This is a genomic window from Cellulomonas aerilata, from assembly GCF_007991755.1.
In the GTDB taxonomy this organism is placed as follows: Bacteria; Actinomycetota; Actinomycetes; order Actinomycetales; family Cellulomonadaceae; genus Pengzhenrongella; species Pengzhenrongella aerilata.
This window is the reverse complement of record NZ_BJYY01000010.1, coordinates 1-24,837: the sequence shown is the minus strand read 5'-3', so window position 1 is coordinate 24,837 and position 24,837 is coordinate 1. Positions and strand designations below refer to the sequence as shown.

22 protein-coding genes are annotated in these 24,837 nt (G+C 74.9%); 15 read left to right on the top strand and 7 right to left on the bottom strand.

Annotation, left to right across the window (positions count from 1 at the left end; genetic code table 11):
• From CAE01nite_RS06100 to CAE01nite_RS06090, 3 genes are all read right to left on the bottom strand, one after another.
• A complete protein-coding gene (locus tag CAE01nite_RS06100) occupies nt 1–1,422 on the bottom strand; it encodes an SDR family NAD(P)-dependent oxidoreductase (RefSeq protein ID WP_146901801.1) in 1,422 nt (473 codons plus the stop codon).
• Nucleotides 1,423–1,631: 209 nt separating this feature from the next.
• Nucleotides 1,632–3,500, bottom strand: a complete 1,869-nt coding sequence (locus CAE01nite_RS06095; RefSeq protein ID WP_146901516.1) for a DEAD/DEAH box helicase — start codon at nt 3,498–3,500, stop codon at nt 1,632–1,634.
• A gap of 218 nt (nt 3,501–3,718) precedes the next feature.
• A complete protein-coding gene (locus CAE01nite_RS06090) occupies nt 3,719–4,138 on the bottom strand; it encodes a CoA-binding protein (protein WP_146901513.1) in 420 nt (139 codons plus the stop codon).
• A gap of 141 nt (nt 4,139–4,279) precedes the next feature.
• Between CAE01nite_RS06090 and CAE01nite_RS06085 the strand changes: the two genes are divergently transcribed.
• Both CAE01nite_RS06085 and CAE01nite_RS06080 read left to right on the top strand, forming a co-directional pair.
• Entirely contained in the window at nt 4,280–5,329 is a 1,050-nt protein-coding gene (locus CAE01nite_RS06085) for a zinc-binding dehydrogenase (RefSeq protein WP_146901510.1), read from the top strand.
• Nucleotides 5,330–5,349: 20 nt separating this feature from the next.
• On the top strand, nt 5,350–6,798 hold the full coding sequence (locus CAE01nite_RS06080; protein ID WP_307724976.1) for an RNB domain-containing ribonuclease: 1,449 nt from the start codon (nt 5,350–5,352) through the stop codon (nt 6,796–6,798).
• Between the two features lie 151 nt (nt 6,799–6,949).
• Here CAE01nite_RS06080 and CAE01nite_RS06075 read toward each other — a convergent pair whose 3' ends face one another.
• Entirely contained in the window at nt 6,950–7,123 is a 174-nt protein-coding gene (locus tag CAE01nite_RS06075) for a CsbD family protein (RefSeq protein WP_146901506.1), read from the bottom strand.
• A gap of 155 nt (nt 7,124–7,278) precedes the next feature.
• Here CAE01nite_RS06075 and clsA point away from each other — a divergent pair, with 155 nt between their 5' ends.
• The 10 genes from clsA (at nt 7,279) to CAE01nite_RS06025 (ending at nt 17,322) form a co-directional block, all read left to right on the top strand.
• The gene (gene clsA / locus CAE01nite_RS06070) at nt 7,279–7,950 is read left to right on the top strand and encodes a cardiolipin synthase ClsA (RefSeq protein WP_146901503.1); all 672 of its coding nucleotides are present in this window, start codon (nt 7,279–7,281) and stop codon (nt 7,948–7,950) included.
• Between the two features lie 53 nt (nt 7,951–8,003).
• Nucleotides 8,004–8,996 carry a DUF881 domain-containing protein gene (locus tag CAE01nite_RS06065; protein ID WP_222595836.1) on the top strand — a complete coding sequence of 331 codons (993 nt, stop codon included), beginning with the start codon at nt 8,004–8,006 and terminating at the stop codon, nt 8,994–8,996.
• A complete protein-coding gene (locus CAE01nite_RS06060; protein WP_146901500.1) occupies nt 8,993–9,325 on the top strand; it encodes a small basic family protein in 333 nt (110 codons plus the stop codon). The genes CAE01nite_RS06065 and CAE01nite_RS06060 overlap by 4 nt, the downstream gene beginning before the upstream one ends.
• 2 nt (nt 9,326–9,327) lie before the next feature.
• Nucleotides 9,328–10,089, top strand: coding sequence for a DUF881 domain-containing protein (locus CAE01nite_RS06055; RefSeq protein ID WP_186816440.1), 762 nt, complete (start codon nt 9,328–9,330; stop codon nt 10,087–10,089).
• A gap of 94 nt (nt 10,090–10,183) precedes the next feature.
• Nucleotides 10,184–10,741, top strand: coding sequence for an FHA domain-containing protein (locus CAE01nite_RS06050; RefSeq protein ID WP_146901494.1), 558 nt, complete (start codon nt 10,184–10,186; stop codon nt 10,739–10,741).
• Between the two features lie 106 nt (nt 10,742–10,847).
• Nucleotides 10,848–11,537 (top strand): transcriptional regulator FtsR, encoded by a 690-nt coding sequence (gene ftsR, locus CAE01nite_RS06045; protein ID WP_443092691.1) that lies wholly within the window; start codon nt 10,848–10,850, stop codon nt 11,535–11,537.
• Nucleotides 11,538–11,566: 29 nt separating this feature from the next.
• Nucleotides 11,567–12,097 (top strand): bifunctional nuclease family protein, encoded by a 531-nt coding sequence (locus CAE01nite_RS06040; protein ID WP_246131034.1) that lies wholly within the window; start codon nt 11,567–11,569, stop codon nt 12,095–12,097.
• A gap of 229 nt (nt 12,098–12,326) precedes the next feature.
• Nucleotides 12,327–12,914: a MerR family transcriptional regulator gene (locus tag CAE01nite_RS06035; RefSeq protein WP_281285562.1), complete on the top strand. Its 588-nt coding sequence runs from the start codon at nt 12,327–12,329 to the stop codon at nt 12,912–12,914.
• 281 nt (nt 12,915–13,195) lie between these two features.
• Nucleotides 13,196–16,594: a pyruvate carboxylase gene (locus CAE01nite_RS06030; protein WP_146901492.1), complete on the top strand. Its 3,399-nt coding sequence runs from the start codon at nt 13,196–13,198 to the stop codon at nt 16,592–16,594.
• Between the two features lie 71 nt (nt 16,595–16,665).
• A complete protein-coding gene (locus tag CAE01nite_RS06025; RefSeq protein ID WP_146901489.1) occupies nt 16,666–17,322 on the top strand; it encodes an MBL fold metallo-hydrolase in 657 nt (218 codons plus the stop codon).
• 68 nt (nt 17,323–17,390) lie between these two features.
• On the opposite strand, the gene CAE01nite_RS06020 is transcribed toward CAE01nite_RS06025, so the two are convergent.
• The gene (locus CAE01nite_RS06020) at nt 17,391–18,005 is read right to left on the bottom strand and encodes a PilZ domain-containing protein (RefSeq protein WP_146901486.1); all 615 of its coding nucleotides are present in this window, start codon (nt 18,003–18,005) and stop codon (nt 17,391–17,393) included.
• Nucleotides 18,006–18,183: 178 nt separating this feature from the next.
• Between CAE01nite_RS06020 and CAE01nite_RS18040 the strand changes: the two genes are divergently transcribed.
• On the top strand, nt 18,184–18,339 hold the full coding sequence (locus tag CAE01nite_RS18040) for a hypothetical protein (RefSeq protein ID WP_186816439.1): 156 nt from the start codon (nt 18,184–18,186) through the stop codon (nt 18,337–18,339).
• 45 nt (nt 18,340–18,384) lie between these two features.
• Here the strand turns inward: CAE01nite_RS18040 and CAE01nite_RS06015 are convergent, their stop codons facing one another.
• Nucleotides 18,385–18,672 (bottom strand): hypothetical protein, encoded by a 288-nt coding sequence (locus tag CAE01nite_RS06015; RefSeq protein ID WP_146901483.1) that lies wholly within the window; start codon nt 18,670–18,672, stop codon nt 18,385–18,387.
• A gap of 120 nt (nt 18,673–18,792) precedes the next feature.
• On the opposite strand from CAE01nite_RS06015, the gene CAE01nite_RS06010 reads away from it, so the two are divergent.
• The gene (locus CAE01nite_RS06010; RefSeq protein WP_146901480.1) at nt 18,793–20,025 is read left to right on the top strand and encodes an NAD(P)/FAD-dependent oxidoreductase; all 1,233 of its coding nucleotides are present in this window, start codon (nt 18,793–18,795) and stop codon (nt 20,023–20,025) included.
• Between the two features lie 91 nt (nt 20,026–20,116).
• On the opposite strand, the gene CAE01nite_RS06005 is transcribed toward CAE01nite_RS06010, so the two are convergent.
• Complete coding sequence (locus tag CAE01nite_RS06005) at nt 20,117–23,593, bottom strand: DNRLRE domain-containing protein (protein WP_146901477.1); 3,477 nt, start codon at nt 23,591–23,593, stop codon at nt 20,117–20,119.
• 529 nt (nt 23,594–24,122) lie between these two features.
• Here CAE01nite_RS06005 and CAE01nite_RS06000 point away from each other — a divergent pair.
• Nucleotides 24,123–24,587, top strand: a complete 465-nt coding sequence (locus CAE01nite_RS06000; protein ID WP_246131033.1) for an STAS domain-containing protein — start codon at nt 24,123–24,125, stop codon at nt 24,585–24,587.
• Nucleotides 24,588–24,837: the final 250 nt, after the last annotated feature.

Here is a 24,837-nt window from a genome sequence, read left to right as displayed (position 1 = left end):
CTACCAGCCGGACGGGCGGTAGTCCTTGAGGAACACCCCGTGGACGTCCTCGCCCGCCTCGCCGCGCACGATGGGGTCGTAGACCCGGGCAGCGCCGTCGACCAGGTCGAGGGGCGCGTGGAAGCCCTCCTCGGCCAGCCGCACCTTGGTGACGTGCGGGCGCTCGTCGGTGATCCACCCGGTGTCGACGGCGGTCATGAGGATGCCGTCCTGCGCGAGCATCTCCGCGGCGCTCGTGCGGGTCAGCATGTTCAGCGCGGCCTTGGACATGTTCGTGTGGGGATGTCCCGGGCCCTTGTACCCGCGGGAGAAGACGCCCTCCATCGCGGAGACGTTGACGATGTGGGTGCGCCGCGCCGGCGACGCCTTCATGGCCGCGCGCAGTCGGCTGACCAGGATGAACGGTGCGGTCTGGTTGCACAGCTGGACCTCGAGCAGCTCGAGGGGGTCGACGTCCTCGACCGTCGCGACCCAGCTGTTGTGGTCGACGGCGTCCGGCACGAGGCCGCCGGCGTCGATGGACGTGCCGGCCACGAGCCGCTCCAGCGACGCGGCCTCGGCCGTGAGCGCGAGGGTCGCGACGTCCGGGCCGCCGCCGCGGACGACGGTCTCGGTCAGCTGCGAGACCGACCCGGCCAGCGCGCGCGGATGGGCGTCGCTGGTGTGCCCGAACGACGTGATGCGGGGCATCGGCCGGTCGGTCGGGAGCGGCTCGAGCTCGGCGTCGGCCAGCGGGCCGTACGCGCCGGGCAGCCGGCGGACGGTCTGCGCGGCGTTGTTGACCAGGACGTCCAGCGGTCCGGCCGCGGCGACGCGGTCGGCGAGCGCGACGACCTGCGCCGGGTCGCGCAGGTCGATGCCCACGATGTCGAGCCGGTCCAGCCAGTCGGCGCTGTCCGGCATCGCGGCGAACCGGCGGGCGGCGTCGCGCGGGAACCGCGTGGTGATCGTGGTGTGGGCACCGTCGCGCAGCAGCCGCAGCGCGATGTACATGCCGATCTTGGCCCGGCCGCCGGTCAGCAGCGCGCGCCGGCCGGTGAGGTCGGTGCGGGCGTCCCGCTTGGCCCGGTTGAGCGCGGCGCACTGCGGGCACAGCTGATGGTAGAAAGCGTCGACCTCGCGGTACAGCTCCTTGCAGATGTAGCAGGGCCGTGCCCGCAGCAGCGTCCCGGCGAGCGCCCCGGCCGCCGACGAGACCAGCGGCAGGCCACGGGTCTCGTCGTCGATCCGGCCGGGGCTGCCGGTCGCGGTGGCCGCCACGACGGCGGCGTCCGCGGCGCTCACCGTCGCCCGGCGCACCGTGCGCCGGTCCTTCTTGACCGCCTTGAACAGGGCCGACGTCGCCCGCCGCGCGACCGCGTTGTCCGGGTGGTCGGCGGGCAGCGCGGAGAGCTCGGCGACCACCCGGAGGAACACCGCCATGTCCTGCGGTGCGACCCGGATCGCGCCGGGCGCGAGGTCGGCCTCCGCCAGGCCGTCGGTGGAGCTGCCACCGTGCACGTCGCCGTGCCCTCCCGGGTGGAGGGGCAGGGCGTCGTCGACGTCGGTCGTCACGGGGGAGTGGTCCTCAGGTCCTCGATGCGGGTGCGACCGCGGTGCGGGTGCGACCGGGGTGCGGGTGCGACTGCGGCTCAGTACGCGGCGGGGCGGTGCTGGCGGGGACCGCGGTCGGCCGCGCCCGGGCTGCGGTGCTCGCGGTGGACACCGGTGGTGGCGTGCCCGACGCGGGACGCACCGGTGTGGCGCGGGCCGGGGCCCTCGTCCAGCCGGATCCGCAGCGGGCGGCCGGCGACCCGGGCGCGGCCGATGCGGTCGAACGCCTCGGGGGTGAGCTCGGTGGCGATCTCGACCAGGCTGAAGCTCGGGAAGATGTCGATCTTGCCGAGGTCCTTGCCGGTCAGGCCGCCCTCGTTGGTCAGCGCCCCGACGATCGCGCCGGGCTGGGCGCCGTCCTTGTGGCCGACGGCGACGCGGTACATCGTGCCGTTCTCGGTGCGGCGGGCGCCGCCACGCGGGCCGTTGCGGTTCTCGGGCCGGTCCGGGCGGTCGGACCGCTCCGCACGCTTGGCGCCCACGCGAGCACGGTTGAGGGCGTCGTCGAGGTCGTCGCCCTCGCTGGGACGTGCCCCGGGACCCTCGTCGCCGACGGCGAGCGCGGCGACCGCGGCCACCAGGTCCTCGATGTCCAGGTCCGGCTGCTGGGCGAGGGTCACGGCGACGGCCTCGCGGTACAGCTCGAGGCGACCGGCGCCCACGCGGGCGGGGACCTTGCCGAGCAGCTTCTGGATGCGGTGCGCGGAGACGTCGGCGGGGGAGGGGATGCGCATCTCCTCCAGCGGCGTGCGGGTGGTGCGCTCGATCTGGCGCAGGCGGTGCTGCTCGGCGGGCGTGACGAACGTCAGCGCCTCACCGGTGCGTCCCGCGCGGCCCGTGCGGCCGATGCGGTGCACGTAGGTCTCGGGCTCGCTGGGGGCGTCGAAGTTGACGACCAGGCCGATGCGCTCGACGTCGAGGCCGCGCGCGGCGACGTCGGTCGCGACCAGCACGTCCACGGCGCCGGTGCGCAGGCGGTCGACGATCTTCTCCCGCTCGCCCTGGGCGACGTCGCCGCTGATGTAGGCGGCGGAGATGCCGCGCTCGATCAGCGCGCTGCCGACCTCCTCCGCCGCGCCGCGGGTGCGGACGAAGACGATGGCGGCGTCGGCGTCCGACACCGCGAGGACCCGCGCGAGCGCCCCCGCCTTGTGGCGGTAGGGGACGACGGCGTAGGTCTGCTTGACGCCGGTCACGGTCGAGGACTGGCGCGACGTGGCGACCTCGACGGGGTTGCGCAGGTGCTGGCTGGCGACGCGGCGGATGGCGGGCGGCATGGTCGCGGAGAACAGGGCGACCTGACGCTCGACCGGGGCGGCGCCGAAGATCTTCTCGACGTCCTCCGCGAAGCCCATCCGCAGCATCTCGTCGGCCTCGTCCAGGACGAGGAAGTTGATGTCGTCGAGCCGCAGGGTCCGGCGCTCGAGGTGGTCGATGACCCGCCCGGGGGTGCCGACGACGATCTGCGCACCGCGGGCCAGGGCCCGCTGCTGCGGCAGGAACGGGGAGCCGCCGTAGACGGCGACGACCTCGACACCCGGCAGGTGCTTGGCGAAGGTCTCGATCGCCTCGGCGACCTGCATCGCGAGCTCACGCGTGGGGGTCAGGACGAGCGCCTGCACCTGGTGCACGTCGGGCCGCAGCGCCGCGAGCAGCGGCAGGCCGAACGCGGCGGTCTTGCCGGTGCCGGTCTGCGCGACGCCCGTGATGTCGCGGCCGGACAGCAGGGCCGGGATGGCCTCGGCCTGGATGGCGGACGGGACGGTGAAGCCGAGATCGGCGACGGCGCGCTCGAGCGCGGCCGGCAGGCCCAGGTCGGCGAAGACGACGCCCGGGGCCTCCACGACGGCGGCCTCGGTGGAGGGCGCGTCGGTCGCGGGCAGGACGGTCTCGTGGACAGCAGTCATAGAGGAAGGATCCGATCCATCGCATGGGGAGCCGGTTGCACGGGGGCCAGGGGGCGTACCGCAGGTCGCATCCCGAGACAACGACGGTGGCCTAGCACCGGCACAGACACGCGAGGGGATTCACGACAGACTCCGAAGAGGCCCCCAGCCTACCGCCGCACGGGGGCTGACGTGGGGTGACGTCCGGCACAGGGCAGGGCGCGCGGGCGCGCCGGCGGTCAGGCCAGCCTCAGGCGGCGCGCCTCGATCACCGGGCACGTGTCCATGATTACGTCCAGCCCTGCGTCGGCCGCCCGCCGCGCCGCCGCCTCGTCGACCACGCCGAGCTGCAGCCACACCGCCCGGGCGCCGGCGGCGACGGCGTCGTCGACCACGGCGCCGGCGTTGCGCGAGTTGACGAACACGTCCACCACGTCCACCTGCCCGGGGACGTCGGCCAGCCGGCGGTACCCCTGCTCCCCGTGCACGGTGGGTGCGGACGGGTGCACGGGCACGATGGTCATCCCCAGGTCGCGCTGGACGAACGCCGCGACCCCGTGCGCCGCGCGGGCACGGTTGGTCGACAGCCCGACGACGGCCCAGCGTGCGGGCGTGGTCAGCAGCCGGCGGACGACGTCCGGGTCCTGGTGGTCGGTCACCCGCCCAGCCAAGCACAGCGGGCGCGCACGACCGGTCGGCGACCGGTCGTGGGCCGGTCGTGGGCCGGTCGCGGACGGGTCGGGCGCCCCCCCCTGGCCTCCGCACGGGCGCCGATCGGGTACCCGCCTTAGCCTGGCGCGATGCGTGCCACCCTCCTCCACGGTCCCCACGACGTCCGCCTCGAGGACGTCCCCGACCCCGTCGTGCAGCGCCCCACGGATGCGGTGGTGCGCGTCGTGGCGGCCTGCGTGTGCGGCTCGGACCTGTGGGGCTACCGCGGCGTCCGTCCCACCGGCGAGCCGCGACGGGTCGGGCACGAGCTGGTCGGCGTGGTCGAGGAGGTCGGGTCCGAGGTCACCCGCGTGCGCCCCGGGGACTTCGTCGTCGCCCCGTTCGCCCTCGGCGACGGCGACTGCGCGCACTGCCGGCACGGCATCTGGACGTCGTGCGTGCGCGGTGCCGCGTGGGGCGCCCAGGACAAGGACGGCCTGCTGGTCGACGGCGCCCAGGGGGAGTACGTGCGCACCCCGTTCGCCGACGCGAACCTGGTCGCGACCCCCGGCATGCCGGACGACGCGATGGTCCCGAGCCTGCTGACCCTCGCCGACGTGATGGGCACCGGCCACCACGCCGCCATCTCCGCGCGGGTCGGCGCCGGGTCAACCGTCGTCGTCGTCGGCGACGGCGCCGTCGGGCTGTGCGCGGTGCTCGCCTCCCGCCGGCTCGGCGCCGGCCGGATCATCGCGATGTCCCGGCACGCGGACCGCCAGGCGCTGGCCCGGGAGTTCGGCGCCACCGACGTCGTCGCCGAGCGCGGCGCGGAGGGTGCCGCCGCGGTGATGGACCTCGTCGACGGCGTCGGCGCCGACGCGGTGCTGGAGTGCGTGGGCACGCGCGAGTCGATGGAGCAGGCGCTGGACGTCACCCGCCCCGGCGGGTTCGTCGGGTACGTCGGCGTCCCGGCCGGTGGTCCCGAGCTGCCGATCGGCCGGATGTTCTCCGGCAACCTCAACGTCGCCGGCGGCGTCGCACCCGTCCGCGCGTACCTGCCGGAGCTGCTCTCGGAGGTGCTCGACGGCACCCTCGACCCGGGCCGGGTCTTCGACCTGCAGGTGCCGCTGGACGAGGTCGCGAAGGCCTACGCGGCCATGGACGAGCGCCGGGCGGTCAAGTCCCTGCTGCGCCCGTGACGTGCCCCTAGGGTGAGGCGGTGATCCGCCCCCGCCTGCTGGTCCCTGCCGAGGACCCCTCGCTCGCCGGGCGTTTCGCCGCGATCCGGGTCGAGCTCGACGTCGCCGAGGAGTTCCCGGCCGACGTCGAGGCGGAGGCCGCCGAGGCGGCCCGCCGGGGCCCGGACGACGCGCGGCTCGGGGTCGCCGGAGCGCGCGCGGACCTGCTCGACGTGCCGTTCGTGACCATCGACCCGCCGGGCTCCACCGACCTCGACCAGGCGGTCCACCTCGAGCGCCGCCCCGGCGGCGGGTACCGGGTCCGGTACGCCATCGCCGACGTGGCCGCCTTCGTCCGGCCGGGCGGCGCGGTCGACGCCGAGGCGCGCCGTCGCGGGGAGACGGTGTACTGCCCGGACCGCCGGATCCCGTTGCACCCGACCGTGCTGTCCGAGGGCGCCGCCTCGCTGCTGCCCGACGGGGTGCGGCCCGCGGTCGTGTGGACGGTCGACCTGGACGCGTCCGGCGAGGTGGTGTCCGCCGACGTGCGGCGCGCGAGCGTCCGCAGCCGCGAGCAGCTCGACTACCCCGCGGTCCAGCGCGCGCTGGACTCCGCCGGGCCCGCGGACCGTGACTCGCTCCCGGTGCTGCTCGCCGAGGTGGGCACGGCCCGCTCGGCGCTCGAGCGGGCCCGCGGGGGCGTCTCGCTCCCGCGGCCCGAGCAGGAGGTCGTGCCCGACGGCGACGGCTGGGCGCTGGAGATGCGCGTCTCGCTGCCGGTCGAGGACCACAACGCGCAGATCTCCCTGCTCACCGGGATGGTGGCCGCCCGGATGATGCTGGACGCCGGCGTCGGCGTCCTGCGCACCATGCCGGCGGCCGACGCCGAGAGCCTGGAGCACCTGCGTCGCCGGGCGCTGGCCCTCGGCGTCCCGTGGCCGGAGGGCACCGCCTACGGCGACGTCCTGGCGTCGCTCGACCACGGGCGCACCGAGACGGCGGCGTTCCTCGTCGCCGCGACGGGCCTGTTCCGCGGCGCGGCGTGGACCACGTTCCACGGGGCGCCGCCCACGGTCGTCGAGCACGCGGCGATCGCCGCTCCGTACGCGCACGTGACCGCGCCGCTGCGGCGCCTGGTCGACCGCTTCGGGCTCGAGGTGTGCCTTGCCGCGACCGCAGGGGCCGCCGTCCCGGGGTGGGTGCTGGACGGCCTGGACGGGCTCGGGGCCCAGATGGCGGCCGGCGCGTCCCGGGGCTCCGCGGTGGACCGCGCCTGCACGGACCTCGTCGAGGCCTCCGTGCTGGCGCCGCACGTCGGCCGGGATTGGGAGGCGGCCGCGCTGACCGAGAAGACGGTGCAGCTGGCCCAGCCACCGGTGGTCGCCGGGTGCGACGGCCCGCCGCTGCCGATCGGGCGGCCGGTGCTGGTGCGGCTGGTGGAGGCCGACCTCGACACCCGCAGCGTGCGGTTCGCCTGGGACGGCGCCTGATCTGCCGCTGAGTGCCGGCTGGGTTCCCCGTGGGTGCCTGCCGGGCCGGCGGAGCAGTCCGCTGCCTCGCGGGTCGGCGCATCCGAGGGGGGACAACGAAGGGGTGACACCGGGGCGATCGCCGCGCCCGGTGCCACCCCCGCCGATCGGCTCAGTGCTTGAAGGCGTCCTTGACCTTCTCGCCGGCCTGCTTCAGGTCCGCAGAGGCCTGGTCGTCCTTGCCCTCCGCGCGGAGGGCCGGGTCGCCCGTGCCCGTGCCGAGAGCTTCCTTGGCCTTGCCCGCGGCATCCTGTGCGGCATTGCCCAGCTTGTCGTCCAGCCCCATGGGGTGACTCCCTTCTCGGTGGATCAGCCGACCGTACGACCGGGCGCGGTGCGGCGCACCTCGGCCACGGTGCCACCCCCTAGGATCGGCGGAGCAGGTGGGGGGCAGGGCGGGGAGGACGGGCCCCGGCGGGCGGCCGGAGGGCAGGCAGCGGCATGAGCGGCATCACCGGCACGAGCGGTACCACCGGCACGAGCGGTACCACCGGCACGGTCGACGAGGACGGGGGGCACGTGGCACGCGAGCACGAGGTCAGCCGCCGCATCGTCACGGTCCCGAACATCATCAGCCTGCTGCGACTCGCCCTCGTGCCCGTGTTCGCCGTGCTCATCGTGCGGGGCGACGACGTCTGGGCGCTCGGGGTGCTCGCCGTCTCGGGGGTCAGCGACTGGCTCGACGGGTTCATCGCCCGCCAGTTCGACCAGGTGTCCGGGCTGGGCAAGGTCCTGGACCCCGCGGCGGACCGGCTGTTCATCCTCGTCACGCTGATCGCGCTGGTGTGGCGCGAGGCCATCCCCCTGTGGCTCGTGGTCGCGCTGGTCGCCCGGGACCTGGTGCTTGTCAGCCTCATGCCGTTCCTGGCCCGCCAGCGGTACGGGCCCCTGCCCGTGCACTTCGCGGGCAAGGCCGCGACGTTCGCGCTGCTGTACGCGTTCCCGCTGCTGCTCCTGGCGGAGACCTCGGGCGCCGTCGGGACGGTGTCGTCCGTCCTGGGCTGGGCGTTCGCGTGGTGGGGACTCGGGCTGTACTGGTTCGCCGCCGTCCTGTACCTCCTCCAGGCCCGCACCCTGCTCGCGCTCGACCGGGCCGAGCGGGTCGCGGTGTGAGCACCCGGTCCGACGCGCGTCCGCACGCACCCCGCGGGCCCGTGGACGCGTCGATGACGTTGATCAACGAGGTCATGCACAAGCCGCTCGACCCGGGTTACGCCGAGGCGGCGGAGCGACACCGGCTCGAGGGGTCCCGGCGGGCACCGGCCCGGCAGCGGATCGCGGTCGTCGTCGTCGCCGTCGGGCTCGGGCTGGCCGTGACCACCGCCGCCTCCTCGCTGCGCGCCCCGCAGCCCGAGGCCACCCGGGCCCGGACGCTCCTCACCGAGCAGATCACCGAGCAGGGCGACCGCTCCGCCGCCCTCCTCGCGTCCAACGATGCCGTCAGCCGCGAGATCGCCCGGCTGCGCACGCAGGCGCTCGGGGCCGACGACCCCGCCCTGCTCGAGGAGCTCGCGCGCGACGAGCTGGCCGCGGGGACGGCGTCCGTGAGCGGACCCGGCCTGCGGCTGACCCTGACGGACGCGCCCACCGCGCAGGGCGACACCGGGGAGGCGGACCCCGACCAGCGCGTGCAGGACGTCGACCTGCAGGTGGTGACGAACGGCCTGTGGGCAGCCGGGGCGGAGGCCATCGCGGTCAACGGTCAGCGGCTGACCGTGCTGACCGCGATCCGCAGCGCCGGCAGCGCCATCCTCGTCGACCTGGCCCCGCTCACCGGGCCGTACGTCGTGGAGGCCATCGGCGACCCCGCCGCGATGCAGACCGCGTTCGCGCGGACGGCGGCCGCCCAGCACCTGTCGACCCTGCGCAACACCTACGAGATCGGCAGCGACATCAGCGCGCAGGACCGGCTGGAGCTGCCCGGCTCCTCCCGCACGCGGCTGTCGGCGGCGACCGTGCCGCCGCCCGCCGAGCCCGCCGAGCCCGGCGAGCCGGCCCTGCCGGAGCAGCCGGGCCGGTCGACCGTCGCGCCCGGCTCGCAGCCCCCGGACGCGGTCGACCCCGGACAGGGCCCCGGCCCCGACGCCGACGACGGGGCGCGGGGGGCCGCCGGCGATGTGGCATCGTCGGGGCAGTCGAACGAGAGGGACCTGTCGTGATCGCCGTGCTCGGCCTGCTCGTCGGTGTCATCGGGGGACTGGTGCTCCAGCCCACCGTGCCGCCGTCGCTCCAGCCGTACCTGCCCATCGCCGTGGTCGCGGCGCTGGACGCGCTGTTCGGCGGGCTGCGGGCGCTGCTGGACGGCATCTTCGACGACCGGGTGTTCGTGGTCTCGTTCCTGTCCAACGCCGTGGTGGCCGCGCTGATCGTCTTCCTCGGGGACCAGCTGGGCGTCGGCACGCAGCTGTCGACCGCCGTCGTCGTCGTCCTCGGCATCCGGATCTTCTCCAACGCCGCCGCGATCCGCCGTCACCTGTTCAAGGCGTGACCGTGACCGGCGACCCGCAGGGGACCGCTCCCTCCGCGCCGTCCTCGGCCTGGCGGACCCTGCTGCGGTCGCTGCGTCCGCGCAGCTCCCGGTCGCAGCTGCTCGCGGGGCTGCTGTGCGGCGTCCTCGGGTTCGCCGTCGTGGTGCAGGTCCGCCAGAACCAGGTCGAGGGCCTGTCGACGCTGCCGCAGTCCGAGCTCGTGCGGATCCTGGACCAGGCGAACCAGCGCACCGAGGAGCTCGAGCGCGAGGCGGCGGCCCTGGAGGCCACCCGGCAGGAGCTGCTCAGCGGCTCCGACCAGCAGCAGGCCGCGCTCGAGGCGGCGACCGAGGCGGCCGCCATCCAGGGGATCCTCTCCGGGCGGCTGCCGGCCCAGGGGCCCGGCATCGAGCTGGTCGTCGCCGACCCGGACGGGCGCGTACCCGCCCTGACGCTCTTCAACGTCCTGGAGGAGCTGCGCAACGCCGGCGCGGAGGCGGTGCAGCTCAACGACCGCCGCATCGTGGCGAGCAGCCACTTCGTGGACACGTCCGACGGCGTCGAGGTCGACGGCGAGCTCCTCGAGCCGCCCTACCGGTGGCTGGCCATCGGGGACCCCGACACCCTCGGTCCGGCGCTGGAGATCCCGGGGGGCGCGCTGTCCGCGGTGCGCAACAACGGGGGCACCGGGACCCCCCGCGCGCGCACCCTCGTGGAGGTCACCGCCACCCGCCCGGTGCCCGAGCCGAGGTTCGCCACCCCCGTCCCCGCGGACGGGGGATGAAGGCTGCGCGGCCCCGTCGCCACCCCATAGTCTGTGCTCACACCTGCGCCGACGCCCTGATGTCGGCGCCCCACCACCACGCTCGGGAGGCGAGATGACGCACGGCCCACAGGTGCCCGAGCCCGCGCGCGAGGACGACGCCGGAGCCGCCACCGCCGGGTCCGGCGCCCACTCCGCCACCGGTCAGCGCAGCAGCGCCGAGACGACCGTCAACCTCGGCGACCTGGGCAACCTCGGCACGGTCGACCAGGACCCGGACGCCCTCGCGCCGGCCGGGCTCACCTCCGCCGACAAGTCCGCGGTGATGGCGCTGCCCACCACCTCGGCGCTGCTGATCATGCAGCGGGGCCCGAGCATCGGCGCGCGCTTCCTGCTGGACGCGCCCCGCACGGTCGCCGGCCGCAGCGTGGACGCCGACATCTTCCTCGACGACGTCACCGTCTCCCGCCGGCACGCGGAGTTCGTGCGCGAGGGCGAGGGATTCGTCGTGCGGGACATCGGCTCGCTGAACGGCACGTACGTCAACCGCAACCGCATCGACTCCACGGTGCTGCGGGCCGGCGACGAGGTGCAGATCGGCAAGTACCGCCTCACGTTCCACCCGAGCCCCCGGCGTGAGGCGGGCGGCGCCTCCGCACCCGTCCAGCCGTGAGCCGGTCGTGAGCCCCTCGCAGGACCGCGCCCACCAGCCGCTCGCGGCGGCGAACCAGCCCCCGCAGCCCACCCGCCCGCACGTCGTCGAGCCGTGGCCGCGTGGCATCTCCCGCCGGGCGTCCATGCGCATCTCGGACGTGCTGGGCGCCCTGCAGCTGGAGTTCCCGACCGTCACGAACTCCAAGCTGCGCTTCCTCGAGGAGCAGGGGCTCGTCGAGCCCGACCGCACGCAGGCCGGCTACCGGCAGTACAGCCCCGCCGACGTCGAGCGGCTCCGGTACGTGCTGCGCCAGCAGCGCGACCGCTACCTGCCGCTGAAGGTCATCGGCGAGCAGCTCGCTGCCCTGGACGCCGGCGACGAGGACGAGCGACCGGCACCGGCCCGCCTGGCGACGAACGACGGCGTCCGGCAGGCGCCCACGGTGGCCGGACGGTTCACCGCCGCCGGGCTCGCCGCGGAGGCGGGCGTGGAGGAGTCCGTGGTCACCGAGCTCGTGGACGCCGGCGTGCTGCGGCCGGGGTCGCGCGGCCACTTCGACCTGTGGGCCCGCGACGTCGTCGTGCTGGCGGCCGCGCTGCGCGAGCACGGGATCGACGCCCGCCACCTGCGTGCGTTCCGCTCCGCCGCCGACCGTCAGGTCGACCTCGTCGAGCAGGTCGTCGCCCCGTGGCGCGGGCAGCACACCTCGTCGTCCCGGGCGCGTGCCGCGACCCTGGCCGCCGAGGTCGGCGAGCTGTGCGGACAGCTCCACACCGTCATGGTCCGGGCGGGTGTGGCGGACCTTGCGCCGTGAGGCCCGCGTGGTCGTAGCGTGAGCGTGTGATGGGCGACGACGAGGAGATGGTCCCGGTCGAGGTCGTCGGCGTGCGCCAGCACCTGGTCGACGACGAGATCGTCGTGCTGCTCCTCGACCCGGCCGCCGAGCTCTTCGTCCCCATCCTCATCGGCCCGTCGGAGGCCAGCGCGATCGCCACGGCCCAGGCCGGCATCGTCCCGCCGCGTCCCATGACCCACGACCTGCTGCGCAACGTGCTGACCACGCTGGGGGTGGGGCTGGAGCGGGTGGAGATCACCGACCTGACCGACGGGGTGTTCCACGCGGCGCTCGTGCTGGCCACCGGGGCGCGGGTCGACTCGCGCGCGTCGGACGCAATCGCGCTGGCGGTCCGCACCGGCAGCCCCGTGCTGTGCTCGGCCGAGGTCGTGGCGGTCGCCGGGGTGGAGGCGTCCACCAAGCCGGCCGAGCAGGAGATGGAGCGCTTCCGGCGGTTCCTCGACCAGATCAGCCCCGAGGACTTCGAGGAGGGCGAGGAGCCGCCGGCCTCGCCCGAGCCGCCCCGGGGGCTGCCCTAGGCGGCGCCGCGCCCGGACGCCTAGCTTCGACCTCAGGTCGAACGTGAGACACGCGCCGTGCGACACGCCTCCGCGTGTCGCCGCCCGCCTCGTTGACGGGGATGGGGCACCGGCCTAGCGTGACAAATGACATCCGAAGTACTCCGACCGCCGGCGGCCACGCCGCGGCAGGTCGGCTAGGGCGCCGACACCTCGGCGGGTGCGATCAGAGGTTGACTCAGGAGGACGCGTGAGCGGCACAGGAGAGCCCGTGGAGGTCGCCGGCGGCGTACCGCAGCGGGCCCAGGGCCTGTTGTTCGGTGACGACCTCCCGGACCTCGACACGACGACCGGCTACCGCGGCCCCACCGCGTGCCGTGCCGCCGGCATCACCTACCGGCAGCTGGACTACTGGGCCCGCACCGGGCTGGTCGAGCCGAGCATCCGCCCGGCGACCGGCTCCGGGACGCAGCGCCTCTACAGCTTCCGCGACATCCTCGTCCTGAAGGTCGTCAAGCGTCTGCTGGACACCGGCGTCTCGCTGCAGCAGATCCGCACCGCGGTCGCGCACCTGCGTGAGCGCGGCGTGGAGGACCTGGCGCAGATCACCCTGATGTCCGACGGTGCGTCCGTCTACGAGTGCACCTCCGCCGACGAGGTCATCGACCTCGTGCAGGGCGGCCAGGGCGTGTTCGGCATCGCCGTCGGCCGCGTGTGGCGGGAGGTCGAGGGGACCCTCGCCGAGCTGCCCACCGAGCGCGCCGAGGACGACGCCGGCGTCCCGGCCGTCGCCGGCGACGAGCTCGCCCGTCGTCGCCAGGCCCGCACCGCGGGCTGAGCACCGACACCTGCCCTCACGGCGCCCGGTGCCGTGCACCCGGCCCGGCGCCCTGACGGTGTCGGGCCGTCGTGCGTCCGGGGCGACGGGGTGCGCCCGGGCCCGGACGGCACGTCCGCCGGTCCGCGGACGACGGCGACGTGAGCGCACCGGGCATGGCAGGATCGCGCCCGTCGGACCGCCGGGGCGCGCCCTGCGCCCGCGGCCCGGACAGCAGGATCGTCGTCGACCCGCGCAGGTCGCCTCGGCGTGCCTGCCGACCGATCGGATGAGGTGAGTCGTTGTTCTCCAAGGTGCTCGTCGCGAACCGCGCAGAGATCGCCGTCCGCGCGTTCCGCGCGGCCTATGAGCTCGGGGCGCGGACGGTCGCGGTGTTCCCGCACGAGGACCGCAACTCCGAGCACCGGCTCAAGGCCGACGAGGCGTACCCGATCGGGGACACCGGCCACCCCGTGCGGGCCTACCTGGACATCCAGGAGATCCTGCGCGTCGCCCAGGACGCCGGCGCCGACGCGGTCTACCCCGGCTACGGCTTCCTGTCGGAGAACCCCGACCTGGCGCGCGCCTGCCGGGCCGCCGGGATCACGTTCGTCGGCCCCCCGCCGGAGGTCCTCGAGCTGGCCGGCAACAAGGTCCGCGCCCTGAAGGCCGCCCGCGAGGCGGGCATCCCGGTGCTCGAGTCGTCGGAGCCGTCCGCGGACGTCGAGGAGCTCGTGGCAGCCGCCGAGCGGATCGGGTTCCCGATCTTCGCCAAGGCGGTCGCCGGCGGCGGTGGCCGCGGCATGCGCCGGGTGGACCGTCCCGAGGACCTGCGCGAGGCGCTGTCGGCGGCGATGCGCGAGGCGGACAGCGCGTTCGGGGACCCGACGATGTTCCTCGAGCAGGCCGTCCTGCGCCCGCGGCACATCGAGGTGCAGATCCTGGCGGACGCGACCGGCGAGGTCGTGCACCTGTTCGAGCGCGACTGCTCCGTGCAGCGCCGGCACCAGAAGGTCATCGAGATCGCCCCGGCGCCGAACCTGGACCCGGCGATCCGCGACGCCCTGTGCCGCGACGCCGTCACGTTCGCGCGCAGCATCGGCTACCAGAACGCCGGGACGGTGGAGTTCCTCGTCGACACGGTCGGTGCGCGGGCGGGCCAGCACGTGTTCATCGAGATGAACCCGCGCATCCAGGTCGAGCACACGGTGACCGAGGAGGTCACCGACATCGACCTCGTCTCGTCGCAGATGCGGATCGCGGCGGGGGAGACCCTCGCCGACCTCGGCATCAGCCAGGAGACCGTGCACGTCAACGGGTTCGCGCTGCAGTCGCGCATCACCACCGAGGACCCGGCGAACGGCTTCCGTCCGGACACCGGCCGCATCGTCGCCTACCGGTCGCCGGGCGGCGCCGGTGTTCGCCTGGACGGTGCGACCGCCACCGCCGGCGCGGAGATCTCCGGCCACTTCGACTCCATGCTGGTCAAGCTGACCTGCCGCGGCCGGGACTTCCCGACCGCCGTGCGCCGGGCCCGGCGGGCCCTGGCCGAGTTCCGCATCCGCGGCGTGCGCACCAACATCCCGTTCCTGCAGGCCGTCCTCGCCGACGAGGCCTTCGTCGCGGGCGAGCTGGCGACGTCGTTCATCGAGGAGCGCCCGCAGCTGCTCGCCGCCCGGCGCAGCGCGGACCGTGGCACCAAGCTCCTCGCGTTCCTCGGGGACGTCACCGTCAACCGGCCCCACGGCCCGCCCACCTCCACGGTCGACCCCGCGAGCAAGCTGCCGCGGGTCGACCTGCACGTCCCGGCGCCCGCGGGCAGCCGGCAGCGCCTGCTCGAGCTCGGGCCCGAGGGCTTCGCCGCCGCGCTGCGCGCGCAGCCGACCCTGGCCGTCACCGACACCACGTTCCGGGACGCGCACCAGTCGCTCCTGGCGACCCGGGTGCGCACCCACGACCTGGTCGCGGTCGCGCCGCACGTCGCGCGGCTCACCCCCCAGCTGCTGTCGGTCGAGGCCTGGGGAGGCGCCACCTACGACGTCGCGCTGCGGTTCCTCGGCGAGGACCCGTGGGACCGTCTCGCCGCGCTGCGTGAGGCGCTGCCGAACGTCGCCATCCAGATGCTGCTGCGCGGCCGCAACACGGTGGGCTACACCCCGTACCCGACGGAGGTGACCGACGCGTTCGTGCGCGAGGCGACCGCGACCGGCATCGACATCTTCCGCATCTTCGACGCGCTGAACGACGTCGAGCAGATGCGTCCGGCGATCCAGGCGGTCCGCGAGGCCGGGACCCCGGTCGCCGAGGTCGCGCTGTGCTACACGGGCAACCTGCTCGACCCGGCCGAGGACCTGTACACCCTCGACTACTTCCTCCGCCTCGCGGAGCGCATCGTCGACGCCGGGGCGCACGTCCTGGCGATCAAGGACATGGCCGGCCTGCTCCGGCCCGCCGCGGCGACGCGCCTGGTCACCGCGCTGCGCGAGCGCTTCGACCTGCCCGTCCACGTGCACACGCACGACACGGCCGGCGGGCAGCTCGCGACCCTGCTCGCCGCGTCCGCCGCCGGCGCCGACGCCGTGGACGCCGCCTCGGCCGCGATGGCCGGCACCACGAGCCAGCCGTCCCTGTCCGCGCTGGTCGCCGCGCTGGAGCACACGGACCGCGAGACCGGCCTGGACCTGCGGGCGGTGTCGGACCTCGAGCCGTACTGGGAGGCCGTGCGGCGGCTGTACCGGCCGTTCGAGTCCGGTCTGCCCGGCCCCACCGGCCGCGTGTACGACCACGAGATCCCCGGCGGGCAGCTGTCCAACCTGCGCCAGCAGGCGATCGCCCTGGGCCTGGGGGACCGGTTCGAGGACATCGAGTCCACCTACGCCGCCGCCGACCGGATCCTGGGCCGGCTGGTCAAGGTCACGCCGTCGTCCAAGGTCGTCGGCGACCTCGCGCTGCACCTCGTGGCGCGCGGGGCGGACCCGGCCAGGTTCGCCGAGGACCCCGCCGGCTTCGACATCCCCGACTCCGTGGTCAGCTTCCTCTCCGGCGAGCTCGGCGACCCGCCCGGCGGCTGGCCGGAGCCGTTCCGGACCAAGGCCCTCGCGGGCCGCACGGTCCGGCAGGGCGTCACGCCGCTGACCGACGAGGACCGCGCCGAGCTCGCGGGGGACTCCGCGACCCGGCAGGACCGGCTCAACCACCTGCTGTTCCCGGGGCCGACGAAGGAGTACGAGGCCAACCGCGCCGCGTACGGCGACGTCTCGGTGCTGTCGACCGACAAGTACCTGTACGGCATGCAGGCCGGGGACGAGGTCGACATCGTCCTGGAGAAGGGCGTGCACCTGCTCGTGGGTCTGGAGGCCGTCGGCGAGCCGGACGAGCGCGGCATGCGCAGCGTCATGTTCACGCTCAACGGCCAGCTGCGTCCGCTGCAGGTCCGCGACCGCAGCGTCGACGTGGACGTGGCGACCTCGGAGAAGGCCGACCCCGGCGTGCCCGGGCACATCGCCGCTCCGTTCGCCGGAGCCGTGACCCCGGTGGTGCAGGAGGGGCAGAGCGTCGAGGCCGGTCAGACGGTCGCGACCGTCGAGGCCATGAAGATGGAGGCCGCCATCACCACGCCGGTCGCCGGGACCGTGACGCGCCTGGCGATCGGGGCGGTGCAGCAGCTCGAGGGCGGGGACCTCGTCCTCGTGGTGGGCTGACCGGCCCGGCCGCGGCCCGTCGGGGACGTCTGCGCAGGTAGCCGACGCGCCCGCGTGGCAGGGTGGGTGCCATGGATCTCACCCTGCTGGGGCACGCGTGCGTCCGCCTGGACAAGGACGGCTCGCGGCTCGTCATCGACCCGGGCGCGTTCAGCGCCACCGAGGCGCTCGAGGGCGCCGACGCCGTCCTGATCACCCACGAGCACGTCGACCACGTCGTCCCGGACGAGCTGCGAGCCGCGCTCGTGGGACGCCCGGACCTGGCGGTCTGGGCCCCCGAGGGCGTGGCGGCCGCGATCGTCGGCGACGACGACTCCCTCGCGGACCGGGTGCACGCCGCCGCGCCCGGGGACCACGTGGACGTCGCCGGCTTCGCGGTCGACGTCGTCGGCGGCACGCACGCCGTCATCCACCCCGACGTGCCGCAGGCCGCCAACGTCGGGTACCTCGTCGACGGCGTCCTGCTGCACCCCGGCGACTCCTTCACGCTGCCCGACGCCGAGGTCGACGTGCTGCTCGTGCCCGTCGCCGGGCCGTGGATGAAGGTCGCCGAGGCGATCGACTACGTGCGCGCGGCGGCGGCGCGCCGGGCCGTCCCGATCCACGACGCGATCTACACCGACGGCGGCAAGGGCCTCGTCGACCGGCTGCTCGGCCCGCAGGGCCCGGGGACCGGCGGCACGGAGTACGTCCGGCCGCAGCCGGGGGAGACCGTCACCGTCGGCTGAGCGCAGCGCACGGCACGACGCCGGGTGCCCGTCACGGCGACGGGCACCCGGCGTCGGAGCGCCTGGTCTCAGACGTCGCCGAGGCGGAACCGCTGGGCGATCTGCTCGCTGAGCACGTAGCGGTGCAGGGCGTCGGCCTCGCGCTGCGTGGTGCCGACCAGCCGGCAGCCGTAGCGGTACCCGGTGGGCGCCTCCTCGCGCCGCAGCACCTCGGCCACCAGCGGGAGCTCGTCGAAGTCGGTGCGCAGCTGGAACCCGAGGCGCTGACCCTCGCGCAGCGGGGCGTTGCAGTGGAGCCGGACGCCGGTCGCGCTCAGGTCGATGATGCCGGCCTGGACCGGCGGGTCGAGGTCCACGGGACGGTCGTCGACCACCTCGTACTCGAGCGTGACGGGCAGGTCGGTTCCGACGCGGACGATCGCGCGCTGCTGGTAGGCGGACAGCAGCTCCAGCTCGTCCAGCACCAGGGCGGTGTCGGACAGGGTCCGGACGACGACGGCGTAGTCGCGCCGGCCCCGGATCTCCTCGAACGTGCGCAGGACGATCCGCTCGCCCGGCCCGGGGACGCGGTGGGTGCCCTCGGCGATCCGCACGTCCAGGGAGAGGCCGCTGTCCGCGCTGACGACGCCGTGGGCGACCTCCTCGTCGTCCACCAGCACGGCGCAGGGGCTACCTTCGAGCACGCGTTCTTCACTCCTCAGGACGTTCGGGGGGCCGGGTTCGGCGACGCTCCAGCGTAAGGAGCGGGCCCGTTCCCGGATGCAACATACGCGCGGGCCGCGCCATAATCACCCGTTCGGCCACGAGGCCACCGCGTCGTCCGGCGCCCGCAGCGGCGCGTCCCCACCCCCAGGAGGTCCGATGTCCGAGCAGCCCTCGCACGAGCGTGCCCCGCACGCGCACCCCGCGCACGACGACGTCCCGGTCCTCGAGGACGACGAGACGATCCCGCCCCGGCCGGAGGAGGAGGTCGCCGACGCGGCCCGCGCCGTCCCCGACCCGGGTGTGGAGCGCTGAGCCGGCCGAGATCCAGGCGCCGAGCGTCCGCACCGACGGGCGAGGTCAGCGGGAGCGGTACGCCCGCAGCAGCTGCGCCAGGCCGACGAGCGCGACGACCGCACCGACGCCCGCCACGACCCAGCTGATCCACAGCGGCTCGGGGCTGCGCAGCGACGGCAGCTGGTAGCCGACCACCACGAGCCCGACCACGAGCGCGAGGGTCGGCGACCACCACCAGGTGTCCCGCAGGCCCTGGCCGGGGCCCGGGGCGTCGTCGCGGGGGGACGTGGCGTCCGGCGTGGGTCCGGAGGTCCCGGAGCGCGGAGGCGTGGGGGAGTCGGGATCGGTCATGCGACCACGATCCCACGGCGCGGATGGTCGCCGGTCCGCGGGCCGCGCTCCCCGCCCCTCTCGGCGGGAGCGCGCCCCTCGGGTGGGCCGGGCAGACGGCGCCCGACCTACGCTGCACCGATGGACTGCGACGTGGTGGTGGTCGGTGCGGGGCTCGCCGGGCTGGAGTGCGCACGCACCCTGGCGGAGCGCGGGGTCGCCGTACGGGTGCTCGAGGCCGGTGACGCCGTCGGCGGACGCGTCCGCACCGACCGCGTCGACGGGTTCACCGTCGACCGCGGGTTCCAGGTGCTCAACCCGGCCTACCCGGCGGTGCGCGAGCGGGTGGACCTGGACGACCTCGACCTGCAGCGGTTCCTGCCCGGGGTCGCGGTACGGCACGACGACGGGCTGGCGGTCCTCGCCGATCCGCGGAGGGCGCCCGGAGCCGCGCTGCGGACCGTGCGCAGCGGCTACCTGCGTCCGCGCGAGCTGGCCGCGCTCGCCCGGTGGGCCGCCCCCGCGCTCGGGCCGGTGCCGCGGCTGCTGACCCGACCCGACAGCACGTTCGAGGAGTCGCTCGCCGCTGCCGGCGTCGACGGCCGCATCCGGCGGGAGGTGCTCGAGCCGTTCCTGGCCGGCGTGCTCGCCCAGGACAGCCGGACGACGTCGACGCGCTTCGTCCGGCTGCTGGCCCGCACGTTCCTGCTCGGCACCCCGGGCATCCCCGCCGACGGCAGCGCGGCGCTGCCCGAGCAGCTCGCCCGGCACGTCCCCGACCTCGTCCTGGACACCCGGGTGGAGCGGATCGAGCCGCTCGCCGGTGGGCACCGGGTCCGCACCGCCGCAGGCGCGGTGACCACCCGTGCCGTGGTGGTGGCGACCGACCCGCGTGCGGCGTACGAGCTCGTGGGCGTCCCGCGGGTGCCGATGAACGGGCTGGTCACGGACTGGTACGCGACGCAGGAGCGTCCCGCCGTCGGTGCGGTGATCGTCGTGGACGGCCGGCGGCGCGGCCCCGTGGTCAACGCGGCGGTGATGTCCGCCGCCGCGCCGTCGTGGGCGCCGCCCGGTTCGCACCTCGTGCAGGCCACCACGCTGCTCCTCGACGGGGTGCCGGAGGAGGGGGTGGTCCGCCGCCAGACAGCGGAGATGCTCGGATTGGCCGCCGGTGACCTGCACGGGGTCGTCCGGCACGTGATCCCCGAGGCACTGCCGGCGCAGCCGCCGCCGCTCGTCGTCCGGCGCGACGTGGACCTGGGCGGCGGGCTCTTCGTGTGCGGGGACCACCGGGACACCGCCTCGGTGCAGGGGGCGATGGTGTCCGGGCGTCGTACGGCGTCGGCGGTGGTGCGGCGGCTGGCCTCCGGCTGATCCGGCGCCGACGCAGGGCAGCGCCCCCGGGTCGAGGACCCGGGGGCGCTGCCGGTGGTTCAGGGCGGTGTCGCCCTGGGTGCGGGCCCCGTCACGGGGTCCGGATGGTGAGGATCAGCTGCGGGAGGGTGGTGGTCTCCCGGGAGCTGAACTGCATCCCGTCGACGTCTTCGGCGTCGAGCTCGAAGGACACGGTGCCGGGCGCGGTGATCCCGCTCACCGGCGTGCTCACCCGGCCCACCGCCATGCTGGTGAAGTTGCCCGCCGCGGTGGTGCCGCTGCGTGCCGGCCTGCCGCTGGCCCAGGTCATCGTGTTCTCGGTCCACGTGGTGCCCGTCCGCCAGAGCGCCGGTCCGTTCACCGTGGCGTTGGTGACGTTGAGGCTGACGCTGGCCGCGGTGATGGTCTCCCCGGCTTGCAGGGCCGGGACGGTGAACCGGAGGTAGCCGGCGGTACGGGTGTTCGGGGTCGACACCGTGTACTCGCTGTCCACGTTGAGGGTCGTCCCGTTGGAGGCGGTGCCGTAGTTGGTGGTTGCCGTGTCCTGGCGGACGTAGGCGTCGGCCGTCGCGTCGACGACGATCGTCCTGGTGGTGGGGGTCGTCGGGGTGTTGATGGTGTAGGTGCGGGTGACGACCGTGCTGCGGTTGGTCGCCGCGTCGAACGACGCGACCTTGACGACCGACGAGCTGCTGACGGGAAGGCCGCCGGCCGGCAGGGCGGTGCTGCCCGTGGTCGGGTCGGCCGGGACGGTGGTGCCGGTGCCGATCGTGTAGCGGTTCGTGACGCCCGCCTCGGTGTTGGTGGCGGTCACCGTCTGCGCCGCGGTGTAGGTGCCCGTCGCCGGGTTGACGGTGGGCGCCGGGGGCGCGGTGGTGTCGGGGGCCGGTGCCGGCGTCGTGGTGCCACCGGTCCCGATCGTCAGCGTGAGCTGCGGCCGCGCGGTGGTCTCCCGCGAGCTGAAGTCCAGGCCGTCGACGACCTCGGGGTCGAGCTGGAACGAGACCGTGCTGTTGGCCGCGATGCCGGAGACCGGGGTGCTGACCCGGCCGACGGCCATGGTGCCGAAGTTGCCCACGGCCGCGGTGCCGGACCGGGCCGGCTGGCCCGTGGCGAAGGTCATCGTCGTCTCGGTCCACGTGCTCGCGGTCCGCCAGATGGCCGGGCCGTTCGTCGTGGAGTTGGTGACGTCGAGGCTGAGCGTGGCCCCGGTGATGGACTCGCCGGAAGCCAGGGCAGGGACAGCGAACCGAACGTACGAGGTCGCCCGGGTCGCGGTGTTGCCGTCGGTGGCCTGGGTGTCCACCTTCAGGCTGGTCGCCGTCCCGTTGTTGACCGTGGGGGTCTCCTGACGGACCCCCGCGTCAGCGTTGGCGTCGATGACCAGGGTCCGGGGACCGGTGGCGGGCGGCGGGGTGTTGATGGTGTAGGTGCGGGTGACGACCGTGCTGCGGTTGGTCGCCGCGTCGAACGACGCGACCTTGACGACCGACGAGGCGCTGACGGGAAGGCCGCCGGCCGGCAGGGCGGTGCTGCCCGTGGTCGGGTCGGCCGGGACGCTGGTGCCGGTGCCGACCGTGTAGCGGTTCGTGACGCCCGCCTCGGTGTTGGTCGCCGTCACCGTCTGCGCGGAGGTGTAGGTGCCCGTGGCCGGGTTCACCGACGGAGCCGGCGGCGCCGTCGTGTCGGCGGGCACCTGCGGGACGGCCTGCACGATGCCGGTGCGGGCGGACTCGTTGCCGCCGGCGTCCAGCGCCGTGATGGCGTACTCGTACAGGGTGCCGTTCGTCAGGCCGGTGTTGATGTAGCTGGAGGCCGAGCCGGCGACCAGGGTCGGGAGGGCGGTGCCGTCACGGTAGACGCGGTAGTTCGCGACCCCGGTGGCGGCGGTCCAGTTCAGGGTCACCCGCGCGTCGCCCTGGGTGGCGCGCAGCCCGGCCGGGACGGCCGGCGCCGCGATCGTCATCGAGGCGACGTTCGAGTTGACGGACTCGATGCCGTTGGCCTCCACGGCGCGGACGACGTAGCTGTGGTCGCCCGTTCCGGCCGCGGTGTCGGTGAACGACGTGGCCGTGGACGGCAGCGGATCGGCGTTCACCTTCAGGTCGTTGCGGTAGACGTTGTAGCCGGTCGCCCCGGCGGCCGGGTTCCAGCGGACGACGGCGGCACCGGCGGCCGTGGTGCTCTCCGTGGCGGTCACACCGGTCGGCGCGGCCGGCGGGGTGCCGATCCGGTAGGCGAAGGAGCCCACCGCGCCCGGGTTGCCGGCGGCGTCGATGAGCCGGCCCTTGAGGGTCTGCGTTGACGTGACGGCGATCTGGCCGCTGTAGAGGTTGCTGAACTCGTCGGGGTCCGGGACGGCCGCGTTGCCGATCTCCCAGTAGACCTTGCTCGTCCCCTCACCGGCGGGCTTGTTCAGGGCGACCGCCTGCGTGGCGGAGTAGGTGCCCGGCGCGACCGACGGCACGGGGGCCAGCGGCGCCACGGTGTCCTTGAGCACGGTGCGGGTGGCGCCCACCAGGGTGTCGAAGCGCGGCGTGACGGCGACGTTGCCGTCGGGCAGGGTGGCGAGGTCCGCCTTGGCGACGGCCAGGGTCCACGTGCTCGGGCCGCCGTTCGGGTCCACCACGAGCACCGCGTCCCGGGCGCCCAGGCCACCGACGGTGACGCTGACCGCCGCGACGCCGGCGCGGGCCGTGCCGGAGAACGTCACGTCCGGGCTGGCGATGTTGATGGGCTCCAGGCCGCCGACCAGGCTGTTCGGGTCCGCGGTGCCGTTGCAGCCGGGACCCACGCCGCCGGGCTCACCGAGCTCGGCGAGCGTGGTCTCGGTGATCTCGTCCGCGACGGCCAGCCACGACGCCTCGTTCAGGGCGATCAGCCTCTGCTGCTCCGCGGAGAGTCCCTCGGCGGAGGTGGCGGTCGGCCGGAAGGTGGCCTTCCAGGAATTGGTGCCGGGCTCGAAGACCGGGTTGAAGGGTCCGCGGCGGAACCGGGGGTCCGGCTTGTCACGCCGGAACTCGACGGCGAAGTCGGTGCCCGGGGTCGCCGTGCCGCTGACGCTGACGCTGCCGTCGGCCTCCAGCACCGGGGCTCCGGAAAACGCGACGTCCTGGACCGTCATGGTGTCGGCGGGCGCATCGGGGCGGCCGACGGCCGTCACGCGGATGACGTCTCCGCCGATGATGTCGGGGGTGAAGCCAGTCCAGCAGTCGCCGGGCAGCGGCGCCCCGAGGGGCCCGTGGTTGACCTCGAGGCCGACGCCCTCCGGCGTCTCGACCGCGGGGCCCTGCGTCGTGCCGATGACCGCCCCGCCACGCAGCACCTCGACGAGCAGCTGCTCCCCGGGCTCGTAGCCCACGGCGACGACCATGTCGCGGTTGGGGAAGACGCTGATGTTCGAGCCGATCGTCACCGCGGCGTGAGCCGCCGTGCCGAGGCCCGTGACGGCCGGGAGGGTCCCGAGCGCCATGACGGCACCGAGCCCCGCCACCCCGAGCCGGCGCGACCTGCCGGCCGCGGGGGGCGCGACGGCTGGGCTCGTCGTCGAACCTGTCACCTTGCGCATGTGAGTACTCCATCTGGGTCTTGACCGTGGTGACGAAATCTGGACGGCGTCATGACAGACGTCGTCTGTGAACTGCCCGTGAACGACGTCGGGCCGAGGTGGTTTCGCCGGCAGTGCACCGGTGCGGCCGCGACGGGCGAGCTCCGGCGTGCGCGAGTGCGTGGTCGCAGGGCAGGGGAGCGGGGCCGGACGGGGCCCGCCGGGCCGGCGCGGGCACGTCGCCGGAGGGGCGGTGCGCGGCCTGACCTGGGCGTTCGTCCGGGGCGCGGAGCCCGCTGCGCAGGTGTGGGCCGGGAGAGGCCGCACGACGTCGGCAGGTCCCGCCGTCCGGTTTCCGCACAGCGTGCTGCCGCGCGCTGTTGACGGTTGTTGACGCGGTCGCGCACGGGCGCGGGCGGCCGTCGGGGGAGCGGTCCTGTCCGGTCCGCTGTGACAGCGGTTCACACCGCATTGACGGCTGGTCCGTAGGTCTTGGGCCATGGAACCGCGCGATGTGGCCCGGGCACAGCTCCCCGCCACCCCAGACCTGGTGAGTGCTCCGTGGCCGACCGGTCGCGCCCCCGACCCCGCCGCGGGCGGCCCGTCGCCTGCCGGGGGACTTAGGTCCGGGCCACCGCGCTGGGACGAGTCGGACCACCGTCCCGGGCCTGACCCGTGGGCGGAGGCGCTCGCCATCACGGTGGCCACCCGTGACCGGGTCGTCATCGCGCTCGCGGGCGAGATCGACATCGCCAACGCCGGGTACCTGCGAGCCGAGCTCGCCTACCTCCTCGAGGCCGGGCAGACCGACGTCGTGGTGGACCTGACCCACGTCGTGTCGATCTCGTCCTCGGGGCTGGGTGTCCTGGTGGGGGCGCTCAAGAGGCTGCGGTCCGTCGGAGGGCGGCTCGTGCTCGTGGCGGCGTCCGACAGCCTGCTGAGGATCCTGCGGATCACCCGGCTCAACCAGGTGTTCGAGGTCCATCCGACCCGTGACGCGGCACTGGGCCGCTGAGGTCCACCCGACGGCGCGGCTGCCGCACGCCTGCGGGCTGCGACGCGAAGCGCCGGTCGCCGTCGGCCGGACTGCGGGCGCCGCGTCCGGTCAGGCGAGGACGCCGTAGGTGACGACGTTGTCGGAGTAGTGCCCGGACCGTGGATCGAACGTCCCTCCGCAGGTGATGAGCACGAGCTGCGGCGTCCCGTCGATGCGGAACAGGTCAGCCGGCAGCCCGTCGTCCTTCCCGAAGGACTGGCGGGCGACG